Raw genomic sequence first — 222 nt, 5'->3', positions numbered from 1 at the left:
GGTTGCACGAGGGGCCGGAACATGGGTCAACCGGCCTGTGGCCCTGTCCGTCGACCCTGCCGTGCTGTCGTCCTCGGAGAAGGACGACCTGATTGCAACGCTGTTGGCGCAGGTCGACGCGTTGGTGGCCCGAGTTGCCGCGATTGAGGCAGAAAACGCGGCCTTGCGAGAGAAGCTGCAGGCACCGCCAAAGACGCCGACCAACTCTGGCACGCCGCCCTC

1 protein-coding gene is annotated in these 222 nt (G+C 66.2%); it reads left to right on the top strand.

The window, feature by feature from the left end:
• Positions 1 to 37 precede the first annotated feature (37 nt).
• On the top strand, positions 38 to 222 hold a 185-nt coding region (locus Q7A36_RS41495), incomplete at its 3' end, for a hypothetical protein (RefSeq protein WP_305109576.1).

Source organism: Paracraurococcus lichenis (assembly GCF_030657435.1).
Taxonomy (GTDB): Bacteria; Pseudomonadota; Alphaproteobacteria; order Acetobacterales; family Acetobacteraceae; genus Paracraurococcus; species Paracraurococcus lichenis.
This window is presented reverse-complemented; position numbering and strand designations above follow the sequence as displayed.